A 436-nucleotide genomic window follows, 5' to 3' on the forward strand; every position below is an offset into this window, starting at 1 on the left:
AGGAACTGCCGGCGATCGAGGCGGAAAAACAGGCGCTGTACCGCAAGCTCAAGCTGGAAGGCATCTGCGAAAGCGCGCTCAACATCTGCATCACTTGCGACCGGCAGCGCTCGAAGGGTTCGCCGCTGGGACGCTGGCACAATCCGGAGATGGATCTCTACAGCACCGTCTGCGCGGTGCAGAATTTCTGGCTGGCCGCGCGTGCCGAGGGCGTTGGCGTCGGCTGGGTGAGCATCATCGAGGCTGAGGCGCTGAAGCGGCTGTTGGCCATTCCGGATCACGTAACGCCAATCGCCTATCTCTGCGTCGGCCGTGTTTCCGAGTTCGCTTCCAAACCGGACCTTGAAACGCATGGTTGGGGACGGCGGCTGCCGCTGCCGGAACTGATCATGAGCGAGACGTTTTCCGGGCAAGGCGAGGCACAGCTCAAGTCCAC

The 436-nt window shown here is 62.4% G+C and carries 1 protein-coding gene; it reads left to right on the forward strand.

Annotation, left to right across the window (positions count from 1 at the left end; genetic code table 11):
* Positions 1-436: 5,6-dimethylbenzimidazole synthase (bluB, locus tag EN991_RS39510; RefSeq protein ID WP_127370697.1), on the forward strand; the 436-nt coding region annotated here is incomplete at both ends.

Source organism: Mesorhizobium sp. M7A.F.Ca.US.005.03.2.1, from assembly GCF_003997795.1.
In the GTDB taxonomy this organism is placed as follows: Bacteria; Pseudomonadota; Alphaproteobacteria; order Rhizobiales; family Rhizobiaceae; genus Mesorhizobium; species Mesorhizobium ciceri.